General features: G+C 60.0%; 16 protein-coding genes. 2 read left to right on the top strand and 14 right to left on the bottom strand.

Annotated features, from left to right (window positions below; genetic code table 11):
• Positions 1-35: 35 nt before the first annotated feature.
• From HMPREF2894_RS08460 to HMPREF2894_RS08475, 4 genes are all read right to left on the bottom strand, one after another.
• Positions 36-1,553, bottom strand: a complete 1,518-nt coding sequence (locus tag HMPREF2894_RS08460) for an ATP-binding protein (RefSeq protein ID WP_070593540.1) — start codon at positions 1,551-1,553, stop codon at positions 36-38.
• A 177-nt stretch (positions 1,554-1,730) separates the two neighbouring features.
• Positions 1,731-2,543, bottom strand: coding sequence for an HAD-IIB family hydrolase (locus HMPREF2894_RS08465; RefSeq protein WP_049362455.1), 813 nt, complete (start codon positions 2,541-2,543; stop codon positions 1,731-1,733).
• Between the two features lie 101 nt (positions 2,544-2,644).
• The gene (locus tag HMPREF2894_RS08470) at positions 2,645-3,190 is read right to left on the bottom strand and encodes a YbhB/YbcL family Raf kinase inhibitor-like protein (RefSeq protein WP_049352893.1); all 546 of its coding nucleotides are present in this window, start codon (positions 3,188-3,190) and stop codon (positions 2,645-2,647) included.
• Positions 3,191-3,273: 83 nt separating this feature from the next.
• The gene (locus tag HMPREF2894_RS08475; RefSeq protein ID WP_070678802.1) at positions 3,274-4,209 is read right to left on the bottom strand and encodes a carbohydrate kinase family protein; all 936 of its coding nucleotides are present in this window, start codon (positions 4,207-4,209) and stop codon (positions 3,274-3,276) included.
• Positions 4,210-4,498: 289 nt separating this feature from the next.
• Here HMPREF2894_RS08475 and HMPREF2894_RS08480 point away from each other — a divergent pair, with 289 nt between their 5' ends.
• Positions 4,499-5,935, top strand: coding sequence for a glyceraldehyde-3-phosphate dehydrogenase (locus HMPREF2894_RS08480; protein WP_005504207.1), 1,437 nt, complete (start codon positions 4,499-4,501; stop codon positions 5,933-5,935).
• A 264-nt stretch (positions 5,936-6,199) separates the two neighbouring features.
• Here the strand turns inward: HMPREF2894_RS08480 and HMPREF2894_RS08485 are convergent, their stop codons facing one another.
• The 5 genes from HMPREF2894_RS08485 to HMPREF2894_RS08505 form a co-directional block, all read right to left on the bottom strand.
• A complete protein-coding gene (locus HMPREF2894_RS08485; protein WP_049350230.1) occupies positions 6,200-6,784 on the bottom strand; it encodes an NAD(P)H-dependent oxidoreductase in 585 nt (194 codons plus the stop codon).
• Between the two features lie 213 nt (positions 6,785-6,997).
• A complete protein-coding gene (locus HMPREF2894_RS08490; protein ID WP_070678805.1) occupies positions 6,998-8,191 on the bottom strand; it encodes a putative glycoside hydrolase family 15 protein in 1,194 nt (397 codons plus the stop codon).
• Positions 8,181-9,896 (bottom strand): GT4 family glycosyltransferase PelF, encoded by a 1,716-nt coding sequence (pelF, locus tag HMPREF2894_RS08495; RefSeq protein ID WP_070678808.1) that lies wholly within the window; start codon positions 9,894-9,896, stop codon positions 8,181-8,183. The genes HMPREF2894_RS08490 and pelF overlap by 11 nt, the downstream gene beginning before the upstream one ends.
• 33 nt (positions 9,897-9,929) lie before the next feature.
• Positions 9,930-11,285 carry a hypothetical protein gene (locus HMPREF2894_RS08500; RefSeq protein ID WP_070678811.1) on the bottom strand — a complete coding sequence of 452 codons (1,356 nt, stop codon included), beginning with the start codon at positions 11,283-11,285 and terminating at the stop codon, positions 9,930-9,932.
• Positions 11,286-11,763: 478 nt separating this feature from the next.
• Complete coding sequence (locus HMPREF2894_RS08505; RefSeq protein WP_070678814.1) at positions 11,764-16,653, bottom strand: NAD-glutamate dehydrogenase; 4,890 nt, start codon at positions 16,651-16,653, stop codon at positions 11,764-11,766.
• A 240-nt stretch (positions 16,654-16,893) separates the two neighbouring features.
• On the opposite strand from HMPREF2894_RS08505, the gene HMPREF2894_RS08510 reads away from it, so the two are divergent.
• Entirely contained in the window at positions 16,894-17,808 is a 915-nt protein-coding gene (locus tag HMPREF2894_RS08510) for a shikimate dehydrogenase (RefSeq protein ID WP_070605240.1), read from the top strand.
• An 84-nt stretch (positions 17,809-17,892) separates the two neighbouring features.
• On the opposite strand, the gene HMPREF2894_RS08515 is transcribed toward HMPREF2894_RS08510, so the two are convergent.
• From HMPREF2894_RS08515 to HMPREF2894_RS08535, 5 genes are all read right to left on the bottom strand, one after another.
• Entirely contained in the window at positions 17,893-19,185 is a 1,293-nt protein-coding gene (locus HMPREF2894_RS08515; RefSeq protein WP_049350236.1) for an MFS transporter, read from the bottom strand.
• Positions 19,186-19,433: 248 nt separating this feature from the next.
• Positions 19,434-20,633 (bottom strand): hypothetical protein, encoded by a 1,200-nt coding sequence (locus tag HMPREF2894_RS08520; RefSeq protein ID WP_246827039.1) that lies wholly within the window; start codon positions 20,631-20,633, stop codon positions 19,434-19,436.
• Between the two features lie 155 nt (positions 20,634-20,788).
• On the bottom strand, positions 20,789-21,664 hold the full coding sequence (locus HMPREF2894_RS08525) for a glycosyltransferase family 2 protein (RefSeq protein WP_070678820.1): 876 nt from the start codon (positions 21,662-21,664) through the stop codon (positions 20,789-20,791).
• A 51-nt stretch (positions 21,665-21,715) separates the two neighbouring features.
• On the bottom strand, positions 21,716-22,093 hold the full coding sequence (locus HMPREF2894_RS08530; protein ID WP_070674230.1) for a DUF2304 domain-containing protein: 378 nt from the start codon (positions 22,091-22,093) through the stop codon (positions 21,716-21,718).
• Positions 22,094-22,831: a glycosyltransferase family 2 protein gene (locus tag HMPREF2894_RS08535; protein WP_070678822.1), complete on the bottom strand. Its 738-nt coding sequence runs from the start codon at positions 22,829-22,831 to the stop codon at positions 22,094-22,096.
• Positions 22,832-22,855: the final 24 nt, after the last annotated feature.

Raw genomic sequence — 22,855 nt, forward strand, 5'->3', positions numbered from 1 at the left:
TCCGGGCCGCTTTTGCATGTTAGCCCGATATTCGGTTAGGCCAGGCGGTATGTCGTATTGCGGTTACCTCGACCACCTTCACGCACGATTACGCCCTCTTGAAGGAGCTTCGTGAGGACGTACCGGACCTGCGGCTTCTGCAGCTCAGCAAAAGGCTCAGGTAGCACAGCCATGATGTCCTCGATACCGGCGGGGTAACGCAGCGAGCGCAGGGCGAGGAGCACCGCCTCCTGACGGTTACTAGGAACCGTAGGCGACGATTGGCGCGGGTCTACTTCCGACTTCTGCTGCGGTGAACCAACATCGGCGGCACAAGCACCAGCCAGAGGCTCCCTGCTAATAATCGCAGTAAAACGAATGACCCCATCAACGAATTGGATGGGTTTCAGCCCTGCCTGACGCACCGCCTCCTGGGCAGTGTAGATGCCGCTACCTTCACCTTCGATGACGCGGTATCCGTCTTCAGGGGTTGTTACATGCGTGCAGATGTCATACAGGCGGTCATTCACGCGGGAGCGTTCGCCGTACTCTTGCAGACGCTGGAGAGTGATTCCGTATAGACCACCAGGGTTCTCTACAGAGATTCGGTCGGGGAAAATCCTGACGCGCACCTCTTCGGTATCTGCTTTGGGGTTGAGGCTGCGGTGTACGAGTGCATTCGACAGGATCTCGCGAAGGGCAATATCGGGTACTTCCTGCCCGTTGATGAGGTGCCCGTTGGACAGTTCGACAACCGGGTGTGCCAGGTTCCGCTTGACCCATGCCAGAGTCTCTTCGAGCATCGCGGGGATGGGGCCATCCGCCTCGAATTTGTCGAGGTTGCGGGCTTTACCGCTTGGGTCGATGACGACTCCGGTGACTTTGAGCGAGGGCCTGAACTCCTGAGGGTAAGAACCCAAGGCGTACAAGCCCGCAAGGGAAAGATTATTGGTTCCGAGGGCAATAATTCCCTTACGGCGGAGGACTTCTTCATCGGAGCTTCCGGCGAGGCGGCGTGATTTAGCACGGACGTCTCGCAGATAAGCAGTTTTGAGGCCTTCGTCTAGGTCAGCCAGGGAGGTGTATTCTACCGGCTCCTCATCGAATCCGGTGCGTGTCCGCTGAGCTACCATCAGGTCGGTTTCGTGGCGGCTCATTTCGTGGTCACCGTCGCCGGAACGCACGTACGCTTTACCGCCAATGTAGGCGGGGCGTTCATAGGGAGGCAGCGGAGGGATTGCGGCGACAAAGATTTTGGCGTCTTCGTAGAGGATGGTGCCGGATTCCATGGTGTTCGGCGGCTTGAGGCCCCTGCGGAGCTTGTTGCCGAGGGTTTTTTCTAGGTCTGCAGGGTCGTATACGCCTACAGGTGCAAAGTCATTATTCTCGTCGAGGCCGCAGATAATGATTCCGCCCGTGGAACTATTGGAGAAGCTACTCAGGGTTGCGTCTAGGCTTCCGGGGTAGCCTCCGTGGGCTTTTTTAACCTCGATAAACTGCGTATCGCTGCCGTGAGTGCACAGTAGTTTGATGGTTTCAGCAAGCCATTCGGGGGTCCATTCCACGTTGTTCATACAAAAAATTTTAGTCTAGACACAAATTAGATGTAAATCAGACACAAAAATTTGAGTCTAGACATAAATTTTTATGTCTAGACTCAAATTTTTTATGTGTAGACATAAAAGTTTATGTCTGAGTTATGTCTGCGGAGGCTGACCCAGCCGCTAGTGCTGGATAGCAGTGCTAGGCGGCTAGGACCGTTCGGCGAGCATCGCCTCAATCGTCTGCGCCACACCGTCCTCATGGAAGGCCGGGCAGGTGCGCCCCACCTTCGCAATGAGCGCCGGCTGACCCGAGGCCATAGCGAAGCCTTCCCCCGCCCAGCAGAGCATCTCAGCATCGTTCGGCATGTCACCGAACGCCATCACCTCGTGCGCCTCAATGCCGTGGCGTGCCGCGAACTTCTCCAAGATCCGCCCCTTATTCACAGTCTTAGAACCCATCTCAACGAGCGGTTCACCAACTACGCCGCGGGTCACCGACACCAGCGAACCCACCGCCTGATGCACGCGCGCCTGCAGAATATCCGGGTCCATGCCGGGCACACGGATCAGGTACTTAATGACCGGGGTTGAGCCAATTCGTTCCAGGGAATCAGCAATACTCGACTCAATAACGCGGGCGCCCTCAAGCACCTCACCGCCGTCGTGAGGCCCCTGAATATAGACGGTGTCTACGGTTTCCAGGGTGTAGGTGGCGTCGGGGAACATGGGTTCTAGGAGTTCGTGGGTGCGGGCAATCACCGCGGGATCTGCGCCGTTGATCTCTTCTACCTCGTTCGCGCCCAGGTGGTACACCACGGCACCGTTGGAGCAGATGGCGTAGGAGTCGAAGTCGGTCTGCTCGCGCAGGGGCGTGAGCCAGCGGCTCGGGCGGCCGGTAACGAAGACGATATCGATCCCGGCGGCGCGGGCAGCCTCAAGGGCGCGCAGGGTCCGCGGACGGAACCGGAAGTCGTGCCCGATGAGGGTGCCGTCCAGGTCGCTGGCGATGAGTTTAATCATGCAGATATGCCTTCAATGGTGGGGTGTATCGGTGCTGGTCAGTGTACGGTACTGGTCAGGGCGCGGGTCTGGTGAGACTGTGCCGGCGTGCCGGTACGCCGCTATGCCGCCGGTTCCGCGTAGGTGACGGTCAGGAACGCGCGACCCAGACCGTGGCCGAGCAGGTTAAAGTTCACGACGGCGGGGCTGGCGTTCTCGTCAATATCGAGCTTCTCCACGTCCACGGCGGTGACGCAGAAGATGTAGCGATGCGGGCCGTGACCAGCCGGAGGGGCAGCACCCAGGAAGCCCGCCACACCGGCGTCGTTGCGGTGCGTCAGAGCGCCGGCGGGTGCATCCGCGCCAGTGTCAATGCTGGTCACGTTGGCGGGAATGTTGGAGACAGTCCAGTGCCAGAAGCCGCTAGGGACCGGTGCGTCCGGGTCGAAGCAGGTCAGCACGAAGGACTTGGTGCCCTCGGGGAAGCCGCTCCAGGACAGCTGCGGGGAGCGGTCCTGACCGCCCGCCACGCCGAAAAGGGCGGAGAGCATCCATTCGGGGGCGGTGCCGCCGTCCTGAATGTCGGTGGAGGTCAGGGTGAATTCGGGCAGGTCGGGCAGGCCCGCATAGGGTTCGCGGGGCAGGGGTGCGGTGCCGAGGTTGCTCATTATGCTCCTCAATGGTGGGGTTCGGGTGGATATGGCGACGCCGGCGGACAGAGTGAGCTATCCGCCGGCGAGGCGTAGATTATTTAGCCGTTGAGTACGGCGTCGAGTTCCTCGCGGGTGGGCGGGTTAGCGCCCGCGCGGGAGACGGTGATGCCGGCTGCGGTTGCGGAGAAACGCAGCAGGTCGGTGATGTCTTCGGCGGTCAGTACGGCGACCTTGGCGCGCGCCTCAGCACCGGCGATACCGCGGTCTAGCAGGCCCGCAACGAGTGCCGCCATGAGGGAGTCGCCGGCACCAACAGTGTCCGCAACCTCAACGCGGTGTGCGGGCTGGCTGATGCCCTCGGGGTACTTCTTGGTGAAGGCGATGGGGCCGTCCTCGCCACGGGTGATGACCATCAGCTCGGCGCCGAGGTCAAGCCACGCGCGTGCGGTGTCGTCGAGGGAGCGGTCGGGGTAGAGCCACTGCAGGTCCTCGTCGGATGCCTTCACTACGGTGGAGAGGGACACGAACTTTTCAGCCCATGCGCGGCCCTCGTCGACGTTGTGGATGAGGGTGGGGCGGCAGTTCGGGTCGTAGCTGAGCAGGGCGCTGTCGCGGGCTGCTTCGAAGGCTGCTGCGACCACGTGCGCGCCGGGTTCGAGCATGGCTGCGATGGAGCCGGTGTGCACTGCGTCGGAGCTGCGTGCCAGTTCGGTGAGCTTCTCGGCGACGGATTCGAGGGACCATGTGATGTCGAATTCGTACTCTGCCGCGCCATCGGCACCGATGGTTGCCTGGGCGACGGAGGTGCGCTCAGCACTGTGTTCGAAGGGCAGGGTCACCTGGGATGCTTCCAGGTGTGCGTCAATGCTCTTGCCGTAGGCGTCGGGGCCGTAGTGGCCGACGAAGTTGGTGGGGTGGCCGAGGCGGCGTGCGCCCACGGCTACGTTCATGGGCGATCCGCCGGGGTAGGCGCGGGTTTCTCCGTCGTGCTGGTGGACGACGTCTACGAGTGCTTCACCGATTACAGTCAACATGGTTTCAATTTTACCTATGTTTTCCCATGTCGTGGGGTGTGTTTTTGTGGGTATTTGAAGTGGTTTTACTTTTCCTTTTGAGGGCTTGTGTTGGCTTGCCGGGCGGGTGCAGGAACTGACTTTTACCTCTTCTGACTTTTAGCCCCAATATCACTAATTTTGAGGCTCTAGAGGGGTTCGCACGGGTTAGACTTAAACCGACGCCGGGTCTTTAACGCCCGGCACGGTATTGACGCGACAGCACCGTCGCGCCTACCCTCCAACGACGAAGTTAGGAAGAAGGTCATACGTGACGACTGCAACCGCTACCTGGGTTAACCGTGAGGCTACCGCAGAGGAGCTGATCCCCCTCATCGGTAAGCTGCACCGCGAGAACGGTGTGGTGCTGAGCATTCACGGCCGTAGCCTGGTCAACAAGTCTGTCATTGAGCTGCTGAAGCTGCACGATTTTGTATCTCACATTGATGGTGCACCTCTGAACCCCGCACACACCCTGGAGCTGGTTCGCGCTCTGGCTGAGCTGAACCTGGGTGCATGCTCGATTAACATTGCTGCTCTGCACAAGGCTCACCGTGAGGCTGGCTCCCCCGAGCTGTCCATGTGGCTGCCCGAGCAGCTGGGTTCCTCCGTGAACCACCAGGGCGACCAGCCTAAGGAGCAGGACGTTGTGCTGTACGGCTTCGGTCGTATTGGTCGCCTGCTGGCTCGTATTCTGCTGGAGCGTTCCTCCTCGCCGCTGGGTTCTGGCCTGAACCTGCGCGCTGTTGTGGTGCGTAAGAATGGTGACAAGGACCTGGTCAAGCGTGCATCCCTGCTGGAGCGCGACTCGGTTCACGGCCCCTTCAAGGGCGTTATTGAGGTGGATGAGGAGAACAGCACCATCATCGCTAACGGTGTTCCGGTTCGCTTCATTTACTCCTCAGACCCGACCACCGTCGACTACACCGAGTACGGCATCAAGGACGCTCTGCTGGTGGACAACACCGGCCGCTGGCGCGACGTTCCGGGCCTCGAGCAGCACCTGAACCGCCCCGGTATTTCTCGTGTTCTGCTGACCGCTCCCGGTAAGGGCGACATGAAGAACATCGTGTTCGGCGTGAACGATGACGTCATCACCGATGAGGACAAGATTCTCTCCGCAGCATCCTGCACCACCAACGCGATTACTCCGGCACTGAAGGTTCTGGATGACGCATACGGTGTTGAGCGCGGCCACGTTGAGACCGTTCACGCATTCACCAACGATCAGAACCTGATTGACAACTTCCACAAGGGTGACCGCCGCGGTCGCTCCGCTGTGCTGAACATGGTCATCACCGAGACCGGTGCTGCAAAGGCTGTTTCTAAGGCTCTGCCGCAGCTGGAAGGCAAGCTGACCGGTAACGCTATCCGCGTTCCCACCCCGGACGTCTCCATGGCAATCCTGAACGTGAAGCTGACCAAGCCCGCAGGTTCCGCTGAGGAGCTGAATGAGCTGTTCCGCCGCGAGTCCATCGACGGCGAGTTGCGCCGCCAGGTGGGCTACTCGGATTCCCCCGAGGCTGTTTCCACCGACTTCGTGGGTTCCCGCACCGCAGGTGTTGTGGACTCGCTGGCTACCGTGGTGACCGATGACTCCGCAATTGTCTACGTCTGGTACGACAACGAGTTCGGTTACTCCTGCCAGGTGATTCGCGTTCTGGAGCGCATGGGCGGCTACGACGTGCCCTCCTACCCCGCTAAGTAAGCTACCCCAGCTCATCTAGCACACATATAGCAAACCCACCGGTACATATAGCCATTTGGCTATATTGCCGGTGGGTTTGTTTATGAGGTTATCTACGCAGATAAGCGGTGCCGCGCAGAAGCTCAGAAGAGCTATGCGAGCGGTAATTAAGCCTTACGGCGGTACACCACACCCTGATGCGCCCGCAGCGTGAAGCTCGAAGGCACCGGGCGGTTTGCCGCATCCACCTCAGACATGCTTATGAAGGCATGCAGGCCTAAACCCTTACGCCCGACCGAAGACCTCGTTGAGGTGGGCAGTATAGTCAGCGAAATCCTGTTCGACCTGCGGATTTTTAATCACGTCATAGCAAACAAAGGTGGGCAAATGGGTAGTCCCCATGAACTCATGGGCCTTATGAAAGTGCATATAGAGGGCATCTACCCCGACTCCCTCGAAGAAGTCGCCCTCCCGGGTAAAAGCTTCGCGAGGCGCGTTCCACGTCAGCGACAGCATATGCCTCCGCCCCTGAAGAAGACCGCCCGTGCCGTATCCTTCAGTGGGGCTGACCCTGTGGCGACCATCATTAGCGTACAGAGTACCCGCGCCGGCGGTAAACACCTCGTCCATATACTTTTTCACGGTCCACGGCTCGTGCATCCACCAACCGGGCATCTGCCAGATGACCGCATCCATCCACTGGAATTTTTCTACTTCCTGGTGAATATCGTACCCATCGTCAATCACAGTTTCTCGCACATGATGACCGAGCGCCGATAACGTATCACGGGCTGTTTGATGCAGGGTGTGGTTCAGGCGACCCGCCGAGTGGGCGAATGCTTTACCGCCGTCGATCAAAAGAATATTCACTGTAATTCACTCCTTAAACTCAACACCACGAGAACGGTTGGCTGTATTCCAGCCGCTTGTTCCACAGTACAGGGCTGCTACGCTGCGAATCAGCCCGTTTCTTGACATGAAACGGAGTTTATTCAGGTATGCTCTCCACCATGTGGAAACGAATAGGCGGTATCCCCGCCCCGGGTGGGATACAGTATACCGCTGTAACAAGAGACCTTAAAATTACCGCCGGCGGTACACCACACCCTGATGCGCCCGCAGCGTGAAGCTCGAAGGCACCGGGCGGTTTGCCGCATCCACCAGGCCGGAAGGAACCTTCACGGTCACATCCTTCGAGCCGGTGTTCAGGGCAGCCCAGCCGCGCGTGAAGGCACGAGTCTGAGCGGTCTTCTGAGCAATAATGCCGCCGACCGGATCCCCCAGGTCATAGGAAAGCTCCGGGGCGTGCGGGATCTCGTCGTAGGCGTCGTGGTGGGTTGCACTGATGCCGGTGAAGGTGCCTCCACCAAACACCCAGAAGCCCGCCAAACCGTAGAGGAAATTCTCATCCGTGCCGGTAATCGGAGCCTTGCGGTCACTGAGCGGGGTACGCAGAATCGTCACCTTCTTCTGCGAGGCGGCACTACGGCCACCCAAACCTGCAAAAGTAGCACCCAGGTTCACGTCGCCCGCCGAGCCGTTCGCAATCTCGCGGCCCTGCATCACGGCGTACGGCGAAGACAGGTAGTCGTTCGGACCCCAGCCGAGCCACACCTCCTCAAAGCCGCCACCGTAGGCGCTATGACGCTCCCACTTGCCGTAACGCAGACGCGACTCAGCAATATTGGGCACCAGAATCTTGCCGATTTTATTCAGCTCAATACCGGCGTACGCGATCAGAAAATCCAGGTGCTCACGGATCTTCGTCATGGACTCCACGCCCTGGATGGGCAGGTTCAGGTCGTAGTAGTCGTTCTCGATATCGTTATCCGCCATGACCCCGTCAAAGGGTGAGTCGCGCATTTCGCGCACCACAGCGTCCACCCACTGCCAACGGTAGTCGGCGTTCCACACCTGCATCTGGAAGTGCTTGGGGTAGCCCTTCCACTCAATACGGTCACCGTTGAGGCGGTGGGCGAAGAAATCCTTACCGGAGTTCGCCATCGACTGCGCCAGCGGGTAAGACACACCCGAAGAATAGATCGGGCCGGGCTCATAAGAGCGGGTGGAGGACAGGCACTTGTACGCCAGCACCACCATTTGAGGTGCACGCTTCTTCAGGTAGCGTGCCGCGTCCAGTTCCCAGGGCTGCAGGATTGCGACAGAGTAGTTCTTGACCGCAAAATCGAGCTGCTGCTGGGTAATGGGCTTACCGCCGTAGCGGACCCAGGCACCAAATTTGCCGGGTCCGCCCAAGCGGGTGAGTTTATTCGCCATCGTACTCCGGGTCGAATTCGGGGGCGCGAGGGGGCAGCTTGCCCAGCTCGCGGTAGATCGTGTTGTAGCGGTCCATGACCAGTCGCAGCTGGAAGAAGCTGACGATACGGTCGTAGGCGTTCACACAGTAGCGTTCGTAGATGCTGGGCTCCTCCATGAGGGTGCGCAGCGCCGCCGCGAAGCCGTGAATATCGCCGGGGATGGTCAAGATACCGCAGTTACCGATTTCGTGGCCGTCGGGGGCGACCAGCACATCGTCGATGAGCTGGGACATACCGCCCACATCGGTGCTGACCAGCGGGATGGACGCAGCCATCGCCTCGAGCGCCACAATCGGCTGACCCTCATTGTAGCTGGGCATGAGTAGCAGGTCGAAGCGGTCGAGCATCGCACGCACGTTCACGGTGCCGTGGAAGGTGATGTACTCGCCCATGTCGAGCTCTTCGATGGTGCGCAGGCACAGCTCGTAGTACTCGGGCAGGTGGTCCTTGGGGCCGAGCACGTCCAGGTGGAAGTTCACCAGGCCCTGATCGCGCAGCACCGCGAGGGAGCGGATTAGGTCGGTCAGGCCCTTAATGGGCACCACGCGGGCGATGAACACGAAGCGCCACACGTGGCCGCGGCCCTCAGCGAGGATGCGGGCACGCGCCGCCTGGCGGGCGTAGTAGGCTTCCGCTACGGACTCGATGAGCATGCCGTTGGGCAGAATGATCGCGCGGTCCTTCTCGCCCTCGTTCATCTGGTCGATGGGCGCGCCAATACCGCGTGCCTCTTCCAGTGCCTTGGGGTACAGGTAGGTTGCCATGTCGGCGCTGGGGTAGCAGAAGCGTCCCATTTCGACGAACCAGACGGACCAGGCACGCTCGTCGAGGGTGACCGGGCCCAGGCCGGGGTGCTCACGCTCCTCGTTGAGGAAGGCGTAGTCGGTGGTAACGGGCTTCGCCATGTTGCGTTCGAGCTTGGTGTTCACGGTGTCGCGAATGTACAGGTTGTGCTCGGTCAGCAGGAAGCTGGTGCCGTGGTCACGTGCGGCTGCGGCGGCGATGAGTGCCGCGTAGCCGGTGGTGTGGGCGTGGTAGACGCGGGCGTGCGGCATCCGCTCGTGCAGGATCGCAAAGAGGATGGAGACGAAGTCGCGCACCTTCCAGAAGAGCTCACCGAAGGGCACCTCGGAGAAGAACCCCAGACCCGCAATCGCCTGCATGAACTCGCGGGTTCCGAAGAGGCCGAAGAGGTTGTAGCTGCGAGTTGCGGGGTTGATGCCCTCGTCGTAGAGCTTCCAGAGGGGGTTCACGTCGCCTGCAATGAGGGCGCTGAATCCGTCCATGAGGCGGTTGGTGAGCGCCTGACGCTCCGCAAAGTTCATGCGCAGTGCGGAGGGGTCGCAGGCTTCCGCGAAGGCCTCGCGGTTGACTTCCAGGCTCAGGTACAGCACCTTGACCCACTTGACGTTCTCGGGCATGCCGTAGAGGTCTTCGTGGGGGGAGTTCTTATCCCAGGCGATGTGAATAATGCCGTAGGTCAGATCCGGGTTTTCGCAGACGATATCGTGCACCACCGCGGACACACCACCCTTGAGGTAGGGGTAGGTGGATTCCATGATGATGGCGACGTCAACGTCCGGGTATTCGGGGTTGCTGTAGTGGGGGCCGGGAGCCGGAAGCTGCAGCGGCGCGTAGTGGTTTCGGTACATCTGTTCAGTCATTGTCGTATGTATCTTTCGCGGACCGTGCGGTTCTTACCAGGCGAGGGCTCGACGCCAGAAGAGGGAGTACTCGGGGGCTGCCCACGCCTGACGGTAGACGCGGTAGCAGGCGAAGGCGAGCACAGCCTCGCCCACGATGATGGGCAGGTAGCCGGTCTCGTTGGGCAGAATCATGAAGGAGATGAAGAGCAGCACCAGGTGGGCTGCGGAGAGCAGCTGCACGGTGACGTACATGGTCATGTACTCGATCTGGTAGATCAGCAGTGCCACTGCAACGAAGAGGAACGCCACGACCAGGCCGGAGAGCGCCAGGGGGTAGGACTGCGGCAGGAAGATGAACATCAGGATGCCGGTGACAATAGCGCTGGCGATGTAAATCAGCAGGGAGTTGCGGATAGCGCGGTTGGAGGCGCGCAGAGCCTTCGAGGACTCCGCCTGAACGCCCTTGTAGGGCAGGCGGTCGAAGATGGTCCACAGGTACTGAATGCTTGCGTTGACGCGGTCTGCCTCCACCACGAAGAAGTAGTTGTAGGCGATAACGCAGGGGATCAGGCTCAGGTAGATTGCCACAACGTTGATTTCACCGCCGGTGACCAGGAAGAGCATGTACTTATCAGCCCAGATGATGGAGCCGGTGAAGAAGCCGCGCAGGGCGTCGAGCGCAATGTCCTTGAGCGGGATGCGCGCGAAGTGCAGCAGGTGCACCAGGTCCTTACCGAGGCTCACAAGCAGGATGAGCGAACCAACCAGCGGCGGCAGGAACCAGATGACGGGGTAGCAGTACAAGGCAAGAGTGTAGCCAAGCCACGCGATGAACCAGATGATGCGGTTCTTCGCGAGGTTCGGGATGACCAGCAGCTGCGCGAACGCAATGTTGAGAACGCCCAGGACGAAGAACGCACCGAATGCAGTCGGGCTCCAGTGAAGAACGAGGGCGACCGGAATTGCGAAGAGCAGCACCAGCGGCATGGTCATGAAGAAGAGATAGAGCCAGTTGCGGGTGAACGCGGTCAGGTCGGTAATGTCCTGGAACTGCGGCTCGGACATGCGTGCGCGTACGGCTCGTGCTTCGGCACGCTTGAGCTGGTGCTCAAGGGTTTCAGCGTGAATACGCAGGCCTTCGCGGGCGTCCGCAATCTTCTTGTGCTCCATCTGGATAGCACGGTAAAGGGGCAGGCAGGCTGCCTGGCTGAGCCAAGGAACGGTAATGGACGCCGCCAGAATCACCTGGATCAGGGGTACACCATCAAGGTTGTACCGGTTAATGGTCGGGGTGACCATGGGGAAGACGGTGGTCAGCAGCGCGACCGGGGAAACGTAAAGCAGAAAGTTAATGAGGAGGCGCCACGCGGTGGTGGTTTTTTCCTCGGTACCGTGGTTGGTAGACAATCTTGCAGACTTTCAGTCGATAATCGTAAAGATTAGGGGCAGTGTGTTTGAACAGCACCGTGTGACGCGCCAGGGGAAAGAGTCGTCGTACCGAGAAGTGCCGGGTCCCCATGGTTTGCGCTGATGCCGCCGTGAATCAATATACGGCATATATCAACTAAAACCTTTGGTTTCCTTAACCCTCTACTTGATATTTGGAGGGATTTAGGACACATCCACATAATGCGCGTCACACAAGAATGCAAAACATCTAGTGAGAGCAATATTCTATGCAATATACGCGGGGTGCAACAACCTTGATTTGGGTGCTCCACGCTAGGTGCTGACGCGCTGGCACACCGGCACAAGGTTCACCCGACCAAAGATCCCCCGCACTACCTGTGCACGCACCATGTGTCCCTGCGCAAAAGCATCCCGGCCCCTCCGATTGGAGGGAACCGGGATGCTCTATGCGGCGACCCGTAAGGGTCTTAGCTGATTAGGATGCGCTCGAGAGAGTACGCAGTGCCACAGACACTACAGCCAGGCGCGGGTGACCGGATGCATCGGGAGCAGCTTCGCGGATCTCCTTCAGGACGCGGTCGATGTTGCCGACGCGGGTCGGGTGGTCCTCAACCCAGGTGTCCAGAGCCTGCTGTGCACCTTCCACAGTGGAGAAGTCGCCCTTGGCGCCCTCTGCCACGGACAGTGCCAGCTCTGCTGCGGTCTCGTAGAGGCTGCCGCGCAGTGCCTGACGTGCCAGGATCTCCCAGCGGTCGTTGCGAGGCAGGTCGGAGATGAGGCCGAGCAGCTCGTCCACCTTGAAGCGGTTGTAGGTTGCGAAGTAGACCGGTGCCAGCGAGGTTGCCTCGAAGTCGTGGTCGCGTGCCGCACGGATAACGTCCAGCAGGGCGTAGCCCTCGAAGCCGCGAATCCAGATGACGATGAGTTCCTCGGGCAGGCCCCATGCCTCGCCTGCGTCGCGCTTTGCACGAACACGGTCGCGGGAGATGCCGGAGAGGTACTCGGGCAGGTTACGGCGCATCTCGACGACGGAACCGAAGGTCTCCAGCAGCTCAGAGATGCTGGTGCCAGCGACCACGCCACGCTCGGTGATGAACCAGCGGACTGCACGGTCCAGAACACGCTGGTTGTCGCGCAGGACGGTGAACCATGCATCCAGCGGGGTCTTCGGGGGCAGTTCGCGGTGCAGCTTAGCTGCGGTGCCCAGCTCGAAGAGCTCGCGAGCGACGATGAAGGCGCGTGCGACGGAATCGATACCGACGTTGAACTCCTCCATCACGCGGTATGCGAAGGTGATACCGCCGATGTTGACCAGCTCGTTAGCGACGCGGGTGCAGATGATTTCCTTACGCAGCGGGTGCGAATCCAGGTGCTGACCGAAGCGCTCGACCAGTGCTGCCGGGAAGTAGCTGCGCAGAACGCCTTCCAGGTAGGGGTCGTCCGCGAAGTCGGTCTGCTCCAGTGCGTGAGTAAGGTAAATCTTCACGTACGCAGCCAGGACGGACAGCTCGGGGCGGGTCAGACGATCGCCGGTGTTCTCCAGGCGTGCATCCAGCTCCTCGTCGGTGGGCAGGAACTCAACGGCGCGGTTCAGGCCGGCGCGCTCTTCCAGGTCGCGCATGAGGCGCTTGTACAGGTTGATGCCCAGGAAGGAACCGTGGAACTCACCCTGCAGCAGCACATTCTGCTCAACGTTGGTCTCGAGGACCTTGCCGCCGACCTCATCCTGCAGGGACTCGATGAAGGAAGCACGCTCTTCGCTGGACAGCTCGCCGTGTGCCACGAGGCGGTCCACCAGAATCTTGATGTTGACCTCGCGGTCACTGGTTTCCACACCTGCGGAGTTGTCGATTGCGTCGGTGTTGAGGATGACACCGTTGCGTGCAGCCTCAATACGACCCAGCTGGGTGAAGCCGAGGTTACCGCCCTCGCCAACAATCTTGGCGCGCAGGTCCTTGCCGTCGACGCGCAGTGCGTCGTTAGCCTTGTCGCCCACCTGTGCGTTGGTCTCGGTGGATGCCTTCACGTAGGTACCGATACCGCCGTTGTAGATCAGGTCGACCGGTGCCTTGAGGATTGCGGAAATCAGCTCGGTCGGTGCCAGCTCGGTGACGGACTCGTCCAGGCCCAGAACCTCGCGCACCTCGGGGGTGATCTCGATGGACTTCAGGCCGCGAGAGTACACGCCACCACCGGCGGAAATCAGGTCGCGGTTGTAGTCCTGCCAGGAGGAACGGGGCAGGTTGTACAGGCGCTGACGCTCGTCGAAGGACACTGCCGCGTTCGGGTTCGGGTCCAGGAAGATGTCGCGGTGGTCGAATGCTGCGACCAGGCGGGTTGCCTTGGAGCGGAGCAGACCGTTACCGAACACGTCACCGGACATGTCGCCAATGCCGACTGCGGTGAACTCTTCGGTCTGAGCGTCGTGGCCGAGCTCAGCGAAGTGACGCTTGACGGACTCCCATGCACCGCGTGCGGTGATGCCCATAGCCTTGTGGTCGTAGCCGACGGAGCCGCCGGATGCGAAGGCGTCGCCCAGCCAGAAGCCGCGCTCGAGGCTAATTGCGTTTGCGGTGTCGGAGAATGCTGCGGTGCCCTTATCCGCTGCAACGACCAGGTAGTAGTCGTCAGCGTCGCGTGCTACAACACCCTCGGGGCGGACAACAGTCTCGGAGCCGTCATTGCCAACTGCGAGGTTGTCGGTGACGTCCAGCAGGGAGCCAATGAAGACCTTGTAGGACTCGCGACCCTCGGTGATCCATGCGTCACGATCCACTGCGGGGTCGGGCAGCTGCTTGGGGAAGAAGCCACCCTTCGCGCCGGTGGGGATAATGACGGAGTTCTTCACCATCTGTGCCTTGACCAGGCCCAGAACCTCGGTGCGGAAGTCGTCGCGGCGGTCGGACCAGCGCAGGCCACCACGTGCGACGCTACCGAAGCGCAGGTGAACACCCTCAACGCGCGGGGAGTAGACGAAGATTTCGAACTTGGGGCGGGGCAGGGGTGCGAAGTCAATCTCCTGCGGTGCCACTTTGAACGCGAGTGCGGGACGGTCAGCCAGGTATGCGTTGGTGCGCAGGATAGCGCGGATGACCTTGCCGAGGGAACGCAGGTAGCGGTCAGCGTCCAGGGTGGGGATCTGGTTCAGTTCCTCAACCAGGGCTGCTTCGATTTCGTCACGGCGTGCATTGCGCTGCTCATCGTTGAGACCGTTGTTCGGGTCGAAGCTGACCTCGAAGAACTCGACCAGGTGCTTGGTGATGGCCGGGTTAGCGAGCAGGGTGTTCGACATGAAGGACGGGGTGTAGCCCAGGCCCAGCTGAATCAGGTAGTGGTTCAGGGCACGGAACAGACGTACTTCCTGCCAGGTCAGGCCCTCAGCCAGGATCAGGCGGTCCAGGGTATCGGACTCGCGCTCACCGAGCAGGTAGGCGTTCAGGGCATCCTCGTAAAGGGAAGCCACAGCGTTTGCATCCACGCCCTCGGGGAACTGAACCCCAAAGTCGTAGAGGTAGCCGTAGTCTTCGCCATCCTCAGGCTTGAACTCGTAAGGCTTCTGATCAACAACGACCAGACCCATATTCTGCATAACCGGCAGCAGCTCGGTGAGGGTGTGAGGTGCGGACAGGTAGGTCTTCAGTCGGGTGGTGTTGGCTTCGCCGGCTTCAACCTTGATTGCGGCGGGCTTCTGGCCCGAGAGAGATTCAAGAATCACGATATCCTCGATTGCTTGTTCTACTGTGTAATCGGCTCGGTAGGCTGCACTAGTCGCATCTGCCCAGGCTGATGCGAGTCGGCGGCCTGCCGCTCCGGGTTTCCATGCCTCAATAGCAGCTGCGGTTGCTTCCACCCAGGAGCGGGCGGCTTCTTGCAGTCGCTTTTCGAGAGCTTGATGATCCGTCTTCGGCACATCATTGGGGTTGGTGAGCCGAATGCGGAAAAATAGACGCGCCAGCGATGAGGAGGACAGGTACACCTCATGGTCGATGGCACTAAAATCAAATTCCTGTTGGAACACCCGCTGAATACGGGAGCACACGTTCGTGTTGTAACGATCCCGAGGCAGGTACACCACGGCGGAAATAAACCGGTTGAACCGGTCAGCGCGCAGGAACAGGCGGGTCTTGCGGCGCTCCTCCAGGCCCATGATGCCGCCGAACGTATCGGTCAGGTCATTAGCGGAAGCGTGCAACAGCTCCAGGCGCGGGTAATCTTCCAAGGCACCCAGAAGCGCCTTGTCAGAGTAAGAACCGGGGTGGTAGCCGAGGCGGCGGCGCACCATCGCGATACGCTCACGCACCAGCGGAGTCTCAATAGCGGGCAGTGCGTACGACTGACGGGTGAACAGACCCAGAATGACGTACTCACCAATCACGCGGCCGTTCAGGTCGAAGCGGCGCACACCAATGTAGTCCAGGTAGTCGTTCCGTGCTACGGTGGAGCGGGAATTCGCCTTCGTGATGTACAGGGGGCGCGGGAACAGGGCACGCTCCAGGGTCTCGCCCGAAAGGGGGATGCGGCTCTTACCCTCCGTGGTGCGCAGAATACCGAGCGCCGAACCGGGGCGGTCCACCAGAGAAATAGCGCCGGAGGTGCCATCCAGCACGCGCTCCTTAACGCCCATGAACACGAAGTTACCGCGGGTCAGCCAGCGCAGGAAGTCCTGTGCCACCTCCACACGGGAGGCAGGCTCCACACCGCGCGGGTTGGCGGCGTAGGATTCCTCGCCGTGACCCAGGGTTGCGCCGCGCAGGTCGTACATGGACTGCGCCAGGTCGAAAACGCGGGTGACCATGGCATCCAGGTCGGTGTGGCAGGCGCGAACGTCAGCGAGGACGCGTTCAACTTCCTTCTCGCAGCGGCGCTGCTCTTCCTCAGTGAGGTAGCGGGTCAGGCGAACCGCAATCCAGGATTCAATAGCGACAGTGGTACCCGCCGGGGCGTTCTCGCTGAGCTTGAGGGAGGGCACGCCAAGAGTGGCGGTATCGCCACTGGCGAGGTTGCCGCGCATGCCGGTGCCGCGCAGGCTCAGAAGGGTACCGTCCGGGCCGCGTTCAGCGAGGAAGGTGGGGTGAAGAATGGTGACGAAACCACCAAAGTGCGTGGCAAGGCATGCGGTCAGGGAGCTGACGATGTGCGGCATGTCGTCGGTCGCGACGTACAGGGTGGTGTTGTACTCGTCGTTGCGTGCGGCAACGACAGGGGTCTTGGGCAGGCGGATTTGAGCTAGCGCACGGTGGGTGCGAGCCAAATCCTCTAACTCTGCCGGGGTGAACTCTTCACGCTCATCTTCGGGGCTGTTCAGGAAATACTGCTCGACCCATGCATCGGCGCCAGCGAAGTGTGCCATAGCCTTGTCAGTCATTGACAATCTATCCTCCGAATATCGGTATCACTTCACTGTGACGGTGTCTGTGTGGTCTCATGTGCGCGCCGTGGCGCGCGAGCACTTATACCAAGCTTATACCTTCGAGGTGTTTCTGTCAGACATATCGCTCTTGTGGGCGTAGAAATTATTTTTATCTTCTTCCCAACTCCAGCGCGCATTTGGTACGGGTTCAAGAAAGTAGGTGCATCTTACGAGGCGGACACGTACAGTGAAACTATGAGTTTGCGTACTGAATCTTTCCTAGTGGGCCTCATTGGTGACGGCATCACCTCCTCCCTGACCCCTCCCATGCACGAGGCAGAGGCGGACGCGCACGGGGTGCGCTACCTGTACCGCCCCGTCGACCTGGACGCCCTGAACCTGGATGGCGCCTCCGCACCGGCGCTTCTGGATGCTGCGGCACTGCTCGGCTTTAACGCTTTCAATATCACGCACCCGTGCAAGCAGTCGGTCATGGAGCACCTGCACGAGCTTTCGGATGCGGCACGCGCCCTGGGTGCGGTCAATTGCGTGGTGATTGGTGAGGACGGCAGCTTCTACGGCGATAACACGGACTACTCCGGGTTCATTGCGGGATTGAAGCGCGGCCTGCCACAGGTGGCGGAGAATCCGGCGCGCCTGGAGCACGTGGTGCAGCTGGGCGCTGGCGGTGCCGGTAGCGCCACGGCATACGCCCTGTGCCGCCTGGGGGTGCGCCGCCTGAGTCTCTTTGAGCGTGACGCGGCGAAGGCGCAGGGGCTTGCGGAGCAGCTGGGTGGGCTCTTCCCGCAGACCCGAATCGAGGTGCTGAGCGACAATGAGCGCTTGATTGAAGCTCTACTGGAGGCTCAGGGTTTGGTGAACGCAACCCCGGTGGGCATGCACGTGCATCCGGGTATGCCGTTGAGCGAGTCGGCACTGAGTGCCGGGGTGTTGCGCGAGGGCCTGTGGGTTGCGGATGTCATCTACCTGCCGCAACAGACGCAGCTGGTGCGCGCGGCGCGTGCCGCCGGATGCGAGGTGCTGACGGGCGGCTACATGGCGGTGGGTCAGGCGGTGGATGCGTTCCGTCTCTTCACTGGGTTGGAACCGAACGCTGAGCGTATGGCGGCGCATTTTGAGGCGCTGATTGCGGCTCAGCAGGGGGCTTAGAAGGTTAAACATACAGGTGGGGTTGGATAGCTAGCTATCCAATCCCACCTTTATTTATTCTATATTCGGAATATATTCTGTGGGCTATGCATCCAGCTCAGCCAGGGACTTCTTGTACCCTTCACGAGCCGTCAGCGCGCCCAACGCCACGAGCACACACATGGCGACCGTGAACACGGCGGGCAGCACCGCGTTATGCAGGTCGGCACCGGCGAGGCTCGTCGCCACGGCGGGCGCCACGCCTCCAGAAATTGCGAAGCCAATCTGGGTACCCAGCGCCAGGCCGGTCACGCGCACGCGGGTCGGGAACATCTCCGCATAGAAGGCGGGCCACACGCCGTTCGCCATGGAGTAGAGCGCGCCGTGCATGAGCACGCCGTAGGCGAAGATACCCACCCAGTTACCCTCGGTAATCGCGCCGAGGTACGGGAACATCACCAGGGACGAAGCAACCGCACCGGTAATGAACACGGGCTTACGACCAATCCGGTCGGCAAGCATGGCGGCGAGCGGAATCGCAATCAGACCGAGGGTGTTGGAGGCGACCGGCACCAGCAGCATGGTGCTGCGGTCAAGGCCGTAACCCTTGGTGGCGAAGGAAAGCGCGAAGGTCGTGAAGACCATGTTCACGGTGTTGACCATGGCGCATACGGCGATGGTGAGCACGGCGCGCTTGTGGTGCTTGAAGACCAGCATGAGCGGGGATTCGGTGAGCTTTTCGCGCTGCAGGTATGCGGGCGGCTCGGAGAGGGTGCGGCGAATCAGCCAGGCGGTCACCACCACGAAGGCGGAGAGCCAGAAGGGTACGCGCCAGCCCCAGCTGAGCAGGTGCTCGTCCGGCAGAGCGGCGAAGGGAATGAACACGGCGGTTGCCAGCAGCGAGCCGAACTGGGTGCCCTGCAGGGTCCAGCTGGTCGTGAAAGCGCGCTGATGCTCGTTGGCGTGCTCCAGGGAGATGGAGATGGAGCTTGCCTGCTCACCGGCGGCGGAGAGGCCCTGAATCATGCGGCAGATGACCAGCAGGGTGGGGGCGAGGATACCCGCCTCGCTGTAGGTCGGCAGGCAACCGATTGCGAAGGTGGCAAAGCCCATCAGGAAGAGCGTGAGCATCAGGACGAATCGGCGGCCGTAGCGGTCACCGAGGGGTCCAACGATCATGGCGCCGAAGGGGCGCACAACGTAGGCGACGCCCACAACCACCATGGACTTGAGGATGCCGATGGCGGCGGTGTCTTCGGGGAAGAAGATGCGGTTGAGCACGATTGCGGCGGCGGTGCCGTAGACGGCGAAGTCGTAGTATTCGAGGGCGGAGCCTATCCAGCTGGCGAGGGCGGCTCGTCGTGGTGATCGGGCGGGCGCGTCGGTGCGTCGGCTCATGGGTGGCTCCTTCGGTGCTATACCCGTTGGGAGGGGCGGGGCCGCGGTGTGGGTGGCCCGCGCGGTCTGTCAATGTGCCCTTCCAGTGTAGGGAGCGCACCGCCTGTTTTCCATAGGGTTACCTAAGTTCCCAAGGTTTGAAGTAGTAATAGCGGACGGACACCCCCAGCCCCCGTCAGTTCATGAGCAATAAAAAATGAGGGGTTGAGCATAACTATTCGTTTGTTCAACCCCTCATCATTTATTTATTAAATATTCTCCAGCTCAGCGTTGCCGCTATTCGACGCAGAACGCGCCTGCCACACCATCGCACCCAAATGTACTAGCAGGCCAAGAATCGGCCCCACATACAGGGCAAGAAGAGTGCGAGGCAGAAGAGGCAACGGCGACACCGCCACCACACAAGCAACTACAGCCGCCAGCACCCAACCAGCCACATACGACCGGTGCATATTCAACGCAATCACCAGCGACCCCGACAACACCAGAAGCGCCAGGAAAGCAGAAGCAAACACCAAAAGCGCAAGCACCGGAGAAGTCACCACCTGAGCGTACACTCCAACCTCTGAAGGCTTCGGCGGGTAAAGCAGACCAAACAGCCACGGGCCCAGCACATAAGCCGCCGCAGCGCCCACAAGACCCACGCCCAACAGCGCCCCAGCAGGCTTCGCAAAAGCACGCAACGGATGGTTCTGTTGCTTCAAGAAAGCAGACACCGCCACGCCCTGAAAAGCCTGCAAAGGAATCATAATCGGCGAGCGCGTAATCGAAATCGCCAGAATCAGAACCGCCAAAATAACCTGCTGTAGCGGGTCGTTTGAATCGATGCTAACGTTCAGCAGAAGCGGCAAGCCCATCATAAGAACCGCGTTAGCAGTCGACGACCCCATCGACAGCGTGTAGTTATACAGCAGACGGCCCGAGGAAACATCCGCACGAGAGCTAAAAACTCGCCGAGCTTCTGGAAGCAGAAGCACCATCAGCAGCCACAGAAGTACCGGAGAAACCGTTGCGGCTTCAAGACCGATTAGATGTGCAGAGACCAGACCGACCGCACAGATAGCTACGATACGCCAAATAGCGTCGAACCCCGACACACTCGCGAAGAGGTACCAGCTTTCCTGGCCAGCAGACGCACCATAGAGAGTCATGTGCATGGCGTAGAGGGCCACACCGGCGCTCAGGAGCAGCACACCGCTAAACCCGCTCAAAGGAATCTGGGCAGGAGCCCACAGAGGGCTCGTCACTAAGGTCAACCCGCCCACAATAAGACCCACCAGAGCACCCACGGGGGCAATACGTGCACCAGTTTTACCGTCGCGGCGTGCAGTGCCCACAGCGCGGGTAGCTTCCTGCTGGATACCTACCACCACACCGTAGAGGGCAAAAAGAAGCGACCAGAAGAGAAGGAACTCCGTCAGGCTTTCGCCCTCCAGAAACCGTTTCACTACAACGGTAATTCCTAGAGAAGATAGTGCAGCTAAACCGGACGATCCCAAAATTGCCATCGAATGACCACGAGTCATTTTCTTCGGCTGGGACTCTGCCGATGATTCCACGCTATCTCCGTTCTCTACTGGTCGCACCTATAAGATTGAAGTCTTTACTTTACGATGTGCTCGGCAAGGTTCTTAACACCCTGCCACTTCTTCGCCAGGGCTGCCTTCGGCAGCAGAGTGAGCGCGTGAGCACGCGAAGAGAAGCGAATACGAGCCACGCGGGCAGCCTTCGTCCAACCCAGGGCAGTCATCTCATCAGCAATGGTGTTCATGTAACGGCGCTCCTCATCAAAGCGGGTACCCTCCAGGGCACGCCAAGACGAGTCAGAACCACCGTGACGGCGGTACATGAACGCAACCTGCGGGTCGTAGTACAGGGAGCCGCCACGCATCGTAATGTCGAGGATCAGCGCCATATCCTGCACAACGTTCAGGCCCTCACGGAAGCCGGTGCCCACGATAGCGTCCTTACGCCAACCCAAGGACGGGAAGTAGAACCACGCGCCGCGCAGCAGGGAGGTAGCCAGCTCCTCACCCTGCAGAACAGCTTCACCCTTGGGACGGTAGAACGCCTTAGTCTGCTCCACCAGGGTGTTCGACAGGCCGTTGTTCTCATCAATGACGACCACGCCGGGCTGGAAAATGGACGCCTCGGGGTGCTTAGCCGCCGCATCCACGAGCCACTGCACATAGTTGGGGAGCATGACGTCATCAGCACCCATGACGGTGACCAGCTCGTTCTCCACGAAGGTCAGGCACTTGCGGTAGTTCGCGTTCGCACCCAGGTTGGTTTCATTACGCATGTAGGTGATGCGCTCATCCTTCAGCGACTCGAACCAGCCGGGAATCGAGTCGTCCGGGTAGCCGTCATCAACAACAATCATGCGCCAGTCCGGGTTGGTCTGACCGACCACAGACAGCACAGCCTGCTTCATCATGGCGACGTCGCCGTAGTAGGGGAACAGAATATCAACGGTCATGAGGTATTACTCCAAGCTCAAACGTGTAGAAACGTATAAAAATCAGGGGCTTTAGGGCTTCTTCTGCTCTCGCTCCGTAGCGCGGGAAGCGCCCTGCGGCTGACGCTGAAGAGCCTTCAAAATCGCAACTTCTTCAGCGAGGGTACGCATATCATCCGTAATCTTCGAGATAGCCAGGGTCAAGTGCAAGCTAATACCCATCAGCATAATAATCGCCAGTAGGAACAGCAGGTTGACCGGGGTCTCAATACCCACCAGACGCGAGAGGGCATCCAAAAGCTTCGGGAAAAGCGCTAGCACAATCATGATGACGCCAACAATAAGCCACAGTGCAGCGTACTTTTCCTTCATCTTCTGGTTGCGTACCTGTGCCAGAACGAGAACCTCCATCACCACCACGATGAGAAGGAAAAAAATATTTGCGCTCATTTACTTAGACCCCACATTCGTTTTCTGGCGAGTCATCGACATGCCAAACGAGAAGAAAGAACGAACCAGGTACACCGCAGACTTCCACGGGCTCGAAGAAGGAGTACCACCCTGACGCTCACGCATCTCAACCGGCACCTGCTTAACAGTCAAGCCAGAACGAATCGCCATCACGCAGGCATCAATACAGTCACCCAGATACTCAGCAGGTAGATGCTCGCAATACTGCTCAATCGCCTTGCGGTCTGCCGCACGGAAGCCGGAGGTGGCGTCGGTGAACTTCTCGCCTGAAATCATCGTAAACATACGGGCCAGAACCACCATCGCCCACTTACGCGGACCAGACACCTTATAGTTCGTCGCCTCAGCAAAGCGGGAACCGATCGAGATGTTGACATCCTCCAGGCCAGCAAGCACAGTGCGGATACCCTTCGGATCATGCTGACCATCGGCATCAACCTGAATTGCGCGATCATAACCGGCCTGGCGAGCATACTTGTAACCGGTCCGCAAAGCGCCACCGATACCCATGTTGTAGGGAAGATCAATCACGAAAGCGCCAGCAGCGCGCGCAATCTCAGAGGTGCGGTCGGTGGACCCATCATTGACGACCACCAGGTCGACCTCAGGCATCATGCGGAAAAGTTCCTCAATCGTCCCGCCAATCACCTCCTCCTCGTTCCATGCTGGCATGATAATGAGTGTTCGAGGAGTCTGCGAAAGTACCTCAGAGTTCATGCAGTGCTTATACCTTCCTGCTTT

It is taken from the genome of Rothia sp. HMSC066G02 (assembly GCF_001813145.1).
Lineage (GTDB): Bacteria > Actinomycetota > Actinomycetes > Actinomycetales > Micrococcaceae > Rothia.

Coding starts and splice junctions, on each gene's coding strand:
- HMPREF2894_RS08460 (WP_070593540.1), bottom strand. CDS start 1,553: ATGAACAACGTGGAATGGACCCCCGAATGGCTTGCTGAAACCATCAAA.
- HMPREF2894_RS08465 (WP_049362455.1), bottom strand. CDS start 2,543: ATGATTAAACTCATCGCCAGCGACCTGGACGGCACCCTCATCGGGCAC.
- HMPREF2894_RS08470 (WP_049352893.1), bottom strand. CDS start 3,190: ATGAGCAACCTCGGCACCGCACCCCTGCCCCGCGAACCCTATGCGGGC.
- HMPREF2894_RS08475 (WP_070678802.1), bottom strand. CDS start 4,209: ATGTTGACTGTAATCGGTGAAGCACTCGTAGACGTCGTCCACCAGCAC.
- HMPREF2894_RS08490 (WP_070678805.1), bottom strand. CDS start 8,191: ATGGCGAATAAACTCACCCGCTTGGGCGGACCCGGCAAATTTGGTGCC.
- pelF (WP_070678808.1), bottom strand. CDS start 9,896: ATGACTGAACAGATGTACCGAAACCACTACGCGCCGCTGCAGCTTCCG.
- HMPREF2894_RS08505 (WP_070678814.1), bottom strand. CDS start 16,653: ATGACTGACAAGGCTATGGCACACTTCGCTGGCGCCGATGCATGGGTC.
- HMPREF2894_RS08510 (WP_070605240.1), top strand. CDS start 16,894: ATGAGTTTGCGTACTGAATCTTTCCTAGTGGGCCTCATTGGTGACGGC.
- HMPREF2894_RS08515 (WP_049350236.1), bottom strand. CDS start 19,185: ATGAGCCGACGCACCGACGCGCCCGCCCGATCACCACGACGAGCCGCC.
- HMPREF2894_RS08525 (WP_070678820.1), bottom strand. CDS start 21,664: ATGACCGTTGATATTCTGTTCCCCTACTACGGCGACGTCGCCATGATG.
- HMPREF2894_RS08530 (WP_070674230.1), bottom strand. CDS start 22,093: ATGAGCGCAAATATTTTTTTCCTTCTCATCGTGGTGGTGATGGAGGTT.
- HMPREF2894_RS08535 (WP_070678822.1), bottom strand. CDS start 22,831: ATGAACTCTGAGGTACTTTCGCAGACTCCTCGAACACTCATTATCATG.